Source organism: Paenibacillus sp. 2TAB19, assembly GCF_052115185.1.
Taxonomy (GTDB): Bacteria; Bacillota; Bacilli; order Paenibacillales; family Paenibacillaceae; genus Pristimantibacillus.
In genome coordinates, this window is the sequence record NZ_JBFRGE010000148.1 from 1 (window position 1) to 6,014 (window position 6,014).

Genomic DNA, 6,014 nt, shown 5'->3' on the forward strand with positions numbered 1-6,014 from the left:
GCTCATGATAGTGGCGGATGAAAAAGTCTCTATCGATGCCGACCATTCTGAAGCCGCATTTCTGATAAAGCGCCAGTTGACCGACTCCCGAATTGCCCGTTCCAATCTCGATTGTCTTGTAGCCAAGCTGCTTCGCGGTGTCAATCGCATGTTTGACCAGCTGCTTGCCGATTCCCTGCCCCTGCTCGCTCTCGGCGACTGCCACATTCACGATCTCGATTGTCTCCGGCCGAGTAGGCAGCAACACGTACACCCCTATAATCAAACCGCCGTCTTCGGCAACCATACATTGACCCCGGTTCAAATATTCGTTCACCAGCTTCTCCGAAGGATCGGCCATCAGCAGCAGTTCCATCGGCGGAGGCTCGCGGTAAGCCAGCATTCTAATTTGCATCCTATACTCTCCTTGCCCATTCAGTCGCTATGGTATTCTAGCTTCTCCTATACGCTTGTTATTAAGACGTAGTTGGGAATGGCAAGGTTTCAAATAATTACTGGCAAAGCCTCTCTCAAGCTGCGGCACTATGCGTGAGCTGCTTGCGATAGACGAGCTTAGAGATCGTAATGCTAATCTCGTATAGCAGGAATAGAGGCACAATAACGATCAGATCGGATAAAATGTCAGGCGGCGTTATCGTAATCGCAACAATAGCCAAAATAAAATAAGCAAGCTTGCGCGCTTTCGCCAGCCTCGTCGGATTCAATATCCCAAGCTTCGTTAGAAACATAACGATCGCCGGCATCTCGAACAGCAATCCGAACGGGACAGTCATATGGATCATAAAGGTGAAATATTTATCCGCCGTATACATCGTATTGAAACTTCCGGCAGCCATCTGCGTCATGAAATGAAGAACCATCGGGAAAAGGATGAAGTAACCAAAGCAGATGCCAATAATGAACAACAGGCATATGCCGGGTATGAAAAGCAGCGTTGCTTGCTGCGCTTGCTTTGGTACGGCCGGCTGCACGAACTTCCATATTTGATAAGCTGCGATCGGCAGCGTAATAGCGATCGCCACGACTCCCGCAATCATCATATACACCCATACGACATCCGACGGTCCCAGCAATACGAGCTGGTGATCCATATCCCGCACGAGCCAGCGGTAAATATCTTTGACATAAATGAATGCTGCGGCCATCGCAACGACGAATGAGACGAGCGTGCGAATCAGACGCTGCCGCAGCTCGCCTAGATGTCCGATCAGACTTTGCTCATTCGGATTCGCGTTCGCCATTATTTGCTCGATACCGCCTGTGCTTGCGCGTCCTGCGGTTCTCCGTCTTTGCGTTCTTCCGCGCTGCTGTCCCCGCTGCCGTTGACAAGTCCGCGCGTAGCACTCTTGAATTCCGTTAGCGTCCGTCCGAAGGCGCGACCTAGCTCAGGAAGCTTCGATGGTCCGAACAAAATAAGCGCAATCACCAATATCAACACTAATCCCCCGATACCAATCTGACCAAATGGCATATGAATCTCTCCTTATTATCAGAACTATAATAACCACCTCAGCCGCAGTCTCGTTCACATACGGCTGGGTAGCTTTAATCATTGATTAACCAAGCTTGAATCCGCTAATAGCGACGACTGCGCATCTTGCTTTGCTGTCGCCGGCGCGGTGAGGCCATCTGCTCGTCGGATTGTTCAGATCGGTCGTATTCTCTCCCGGATGCTRCACCGACAGGAACAACGTCTGCTCGTCCGGCGTGAAGAACGGACCGGTCAGCTCGCTCTCGACCGGCGCCGATGCGAACTGGAGCGCGATCGCCTGATCAGGTCCGCTCGTCGGAATAACGAACAAGCCGTTATTCTTGAACGGTTTGTGCACGCCTTTATTTTGGCTGGTGCTGGAAATATCGGTTACGACCCACAGATGCCCGTTGGAATCAAACGCCAGGTTGTCTGGCGAACTGAAGCCCGATTGGCGGCCGCCGGCGGCGAAGATTTCGAAGTCGAACGTTAGCGAACCAAGATCGCTGTCGGTCTCGAATATGCGCGTAATATGTCCGTGAATATTGCCATGGTTGTCGTTGTTCGTATGGCAGATGAAGATGGTGTTATCGAAAGGAGAGATTTCGATATCTTCCGGACGATCTGTCGGCGTACCGCCAACGAGTAGCGCCGCTTCCTGGCAATAAGTGACGACGTCGCCTTGCGTCACGTATTTCTTAAGCAGCTCGGGCTTGTCCTTCACTGCCTTCTGCACCGCTTCGAGCGTTACAGGCGCCCATTCGCCCTTCTTCAGGTTAGCTACGTACAGCGTGCCTTCTTCAAGCAGTGCGGAGTTGCCGCGTCCAAGCGACTTGTTGTACTTGCCCTTGGATATAAATTTATAGACGCAAGCGTCCTTCTTGTCATCGCCCATATAGACGACTACGCGGCCGTCCTTCGCGATGCCCATTGCCGTGTTCTCGTGATTGAAGCGTCCAAGCGCCGTATGTTTCTTCAAATACTTCTTGTCGAACGGATCAATCTCAATAACCCATCCGTAATGCGTGTCAGGCAGGCTGGAAGCGGCTGCCGTCTCGGCGAAGTTCTCCTCGCATGACAGAACCGTATTCCACAGCGTAACGCCGCCGGAGCAGTTCGCGAACGTGCCAATAGCCGTCGTTGCCCCGCCAAGAGCCGCAGCGCCTTTGGCCGGACCGGTCAGATCAAACTTCGTATATCCGTTGATTCTGCGTGCGTGGGATGAATTAATGTCCATCTTCCATACGCCTTTATCGTCGCGATACACTTCGATAACGGACATGCCTTGGTAATAAAGATTGTTGTGCAGTTGCTCCTTCGTCATCTTGCCGTCCTTAACCGGTCCGATGGAGAAGATCGTGCTGTATTCATGGTTATTGACGAGAAGCCCTCTTACATTAGAGCCCTCAAGCGGGAAAAAAGCGTTGTAGTCGCAGCCGGAGCCGAAGCGCTCGCCTGCTGCATTGATGACATCGTCGAATGCCGCTACAACGTCATATTTGAAGTTTTTGGGGAGCAGAAGCTTATCTTCCGAGGATGGTGCAATCGGCTCGAAATAACCGCTGACACGATTCGTGTTGAAGCCAAAAAGGTGATCAGCCGTGGATGACATCGCAGAAGCTTTGCCATTCAATGTTCCGAGGCCGGCGGAAGCTGCCGCCAGGGCAGCAGCGCCCGTACCTAAGTAAGACAGAAATGTTTTACGGTCAATCGTTTTGTTCAACTTGTCCACTCCTTATTCATCATTTGATCTACAAGATCAAGTGTAATAAGGAATTGTTAGTGTAATATCACCTTCATTTGTATCTATTGTAAATTGTCCTTATCATCAGCTGAAGCGAGCAGCTCGCTTACCGTCACAAACTGGTAGCCCTGCTTCTTCAAATCGATCAATAGCAGCCTTACGGCCTCCACCGTCTGCGAACGATCGCCATACCCGTCATGGAATATGAGTATGCCGCCTTCCCTCGCTTGCTCCATCGTCTTGCTTACGATATGGTCCACGCCGGGATTCGCCCAATCACTCGCGTCCATATTAACGGCGCCGATCATCCGATAGTTCATACCGGCGGATTCTGCAGCTACGTCTCCGTCGAAGTCGATATAAGGCGGCCTGAATGTCGCCGGGCTGCTCCCCGTTAATTCCTTGATCAAGGCATCCGTCCGCTCAAGCTGTTCCTTGCGCTCCGCTGGGGCAATCTTCGTTAAGTGAGGGTGGTTATAAGTATGATTACCAATTTCATGTCCATGACTGTGAACCTCTCTAGCGACACTCGAATAACTCTCTATTGAACTTCCTATCATGTAAAAGGTCGCCTTCGCTCCGTACTCCGCCAGCACCTGCAGCAATTGAGGCGTATACGTCTCATCCGGCCCATCATCAAACGTCAATGCAAGCAGACGTTTCTTCGTTGCCACTTCATGAATAATACCGTTAATCGCCATACCACTAACCACCATCCTTATCTTCTAATAGCAGAAATAGCCTGTCAGCGACAGGCTACTCTAACTGCATCTGATATTCTACTATTAACCCTTCACACCGCCAAGTGTCAAGCCTTTGACGAAATAACGCTGAAGGAACGGATATACCATGATGATCGGCAAGCTTGCTACAATCGTCATTGTTGCCCGAATCGAAGTTGGCGTTACATAATTGCCGCCGCCCTGACTGGCATTCGCTGCCGCTCCTGCCGCGTCCCCGGTGCTGACGGCAGCGTTGGAGTTTTGCAGCATTTTCATCAGCTCGTATTGCAATGTACTTAGCTCGACATGCGAGGAATTGTACAGGAACACGTCAAACCATGAATTCCAATGATACACCGCCGTGAACAACGAGGTAGTCGCTAGAACCGGCATCGACAATGGCAGAACGATGCGAAGAAACGTTGTGAACTCGCCCGCTCCATCCATTCTGGCCGACTCCAGGATGCCCTCCGGCAATCCTTCAATGAATGAACGGATAACAATAATATTGAATACGCCGATAATGCCTGGAATGATGTACACCCAGAAGGTCCCCATCAAATGCAGATCCCGCACGAGCAGGAAGTTCGGAATCAAGCCGCCGTTGAAATACATCGTCAGTACGAAAGCAATGGATACGAATTTGCGAAGCACGTATTCCGGACGGCTGATCGTGAACGCGACCATTGCCGAACAGAAGGTCGAGATTATCGTGCCGAGCACCGTACGCAGCACCGAGATACCGGTTGCGCCGATGATTGTCGCTTCATTGAATACATACTTGTAATTGTCCAACGACCATACCCGCGGCCAGAAATAGATGCCGCCTCGAACGGAATCGCTCGCATGGTTAAAGGAAACAGCCATCATATTGATGAACGGATAGATCGTGACGATCATGAGCAGGATCATGAACGTAATGTTAGCCGCATCGAACAGCCGGTCTCCCGGCGATTGCAAACGTTTATAGCTTGTTTTTGCGTTAGCCATGATGGATCCCCCTTCTAGAACAGCCGTTCTTGCCCGAACCGCTTAGCCAGAGCGTTCGCCGAGAACAACAGAATGATGCTAATAACGGTCTTGAATATGCCTGCCGCTACCGATAGCGAATAGTTTCCTAAATTCATGCCGTATTTCAGAATGAATATTTCGAGGTTTTCCGAGAAATCGATATTAAGCCCGTTGCCAAGCAAATATTGAGRCTCGAAACCTGTCTCCAGTATTTGACCAAGATTCAGAATAATCAAAATAATGATGACGGATTTGATGCCAGGCAATGTTACATGCCAGATGCGCTGGAATCGGCCCGCTCCATCTATTTCTGCCGCTTCATATTGAGCGGGATCGATCGTAGTCATGGCGGCTAGATAAATAATCGTATTCCAGCCTACGTTTTTCCACACTTCGGATGCACCCATAATACTCCAGAAATACTTCCCTACACCCAGCCATAATATCGGCTCATTGATTAAGCCTAAACCTAACAATATCTCGTTTATAATTCCGCCGTCAGCAGACAGCACGCTTTGGATGATCGTCGCAGCGACGACCCAAGATAGGAAATGAGGTAAGTAACTGATCGTCTGAACGAACCGCTTGAACATGACATTTCGCAATTCATTAAGTAATATGGCAAGAATGATAGCCGTTACAAATCCGAGCACGAAGTTGATTAAGCTCATCGCTAACGTATTGCGCAGCACGAGAAAAAAACGCTCATCTTCAAACATAAATTTGAATTGCTTGAGTCCGACCCATTCCTGTTCGCCGAACGACCTTCTAGGCTTATAATTTTGGAATGCTATTGTCCAGCCCCAGAGCGGTACGTACTTGAATACGAACAGCCATAACAGGAACGGGATCGACATGAATACGAGCGTACGCTGCTTCACCAGCATTTTTAGAAATCGGACTGCTTTAGCAGGCTCTTTAAGAGGCAAGCTGACGCTATCGGATGTTTTCATTTCATTGTGAATGGACAATCTAATCGCTCTCCTCTCTCGGCGTCAGGCAGGGAAGAAGGAAGGGGCAAAGCCGTTAACGCTTGGGCTTGCCCAGCTCTGCCCCGCTTCTTCAT

7 protein-coding genes are annotated in these 6,014 nt (G+C 50.1%); all 7 read right to left on the reverse strand.

Annotated features, from left to right (window positions below; all coding sequences use genetic code 11):
• The coding region (locus tag AB4Z33_RS30140) for a GNAT family N-acetyltransferase (RefSeq protein WP_442053432.1) at positions 1-394 on the reverse strand (394 nt) is incomplete at its 3' end.
• A gap of 115 nt (positions 395-509) precedes the next feature.
• Complete coding sequence (gene tatC / locus AB4Z33_RS30145; RefSeq protein ID WP_442053433.1) at positions 510-1,241, reverse strand: twin-arginine translocase subunit TatC; 732 nt, start codon at positions 1,239-1,241, stop codon at positions 510-512.
• Entirely contained in the window at positions 1,241-1,471 is a 231-nt protein-coding gene (locus AB4Z33_RS30150) for a twin-arginine translocase TatA/TatE family subunit (protein WP_442053434.1), read from the reverse strand. Before AB4Z33_RS30150 ends, tatC begins: the two co-directional genes overlap by 1 nt.
• Positions 1,472-1,556: 85 nt before the next feature.
• Positions 1,557-3,194, reverse strand: a complete 1,638-nt coding sequence (locus AB4Z33_RS30155) for a PhoX family protein (RefSeq protein ID WP_442053435.1) — start codon at positions 3,192-3,194, stop codon at positions 1,557-1,559.
• 83 nt (positions 3,195-3,277) lie between these two features.
• Complete coding sequence (locus AB4Z33_RS30160; RefSeq protein WP_442053436.1) at positions 3,278-3,916, reverse strand: polysaccharide deacetylase family protein; 639 nt, start codon at positions 3,914-3,916, stop codon at positions 3,278-3,280.
• 84 nt (positions 3,917-4,000) lie between these two features.
• Positions 4,001-4,927, reverse strand: coding sequence for a carbohydrate ABC transporter permease (locus tag AB4Z33_RS30165; protein ID WP_337098565.1), 927 nt, complete (start codon positions 4,925-4,927; stop codon positions 4,001-4,003).
• A 14-nt stretch (positions 4,928-4,941) separates the two neighbouring features.
• Positions 4,942-5,835 (reverse strand): ABC transporter permease, encoded by an 894-nt coding sequence (locus AB4Z33_RS30170; protein WP_442053437.1) that lies wholly within the window; start codon positions 5,833-5,835, stop codon positions 4,942-4,944.
• Between the last annotated feature and the right edge of the window lie 179 nt (positions 5,836-6,014).

Excerpts from the sequence above, each read along its gene's own strand:
- tatC (WP_442053433.1), bottom strand. The coding sequence starts at position 1,241 with ATGGCGAACGCGAATCCGAATGAGCAAAGTCTGATCGGACATCTAGGC.
- AB4Z33_RS30150 (WP_442053434.1), bottom strand. The coding sequence starts at position 1,471 with ATGCCATTTGGTCAGATTGGTATCGGGGGATTAGTGTTGATATTGGTG.
- AB4Z33_RS30160 (WP_442053436.1), bottom strand. The coding sequence starts at position 3,916 with ATGGCGATTAACGGTATTATTCATGAAGTGGCAACGAAGAAACGTCTG.
- AB4Z33_RS30165 (WP_337098565.1), bottom strand. The coding sequence starts at position 4,927 with ATGGCTAACGCAAAAACAAGCTATAAACGTTTGCAATCGCCGGGAGAC.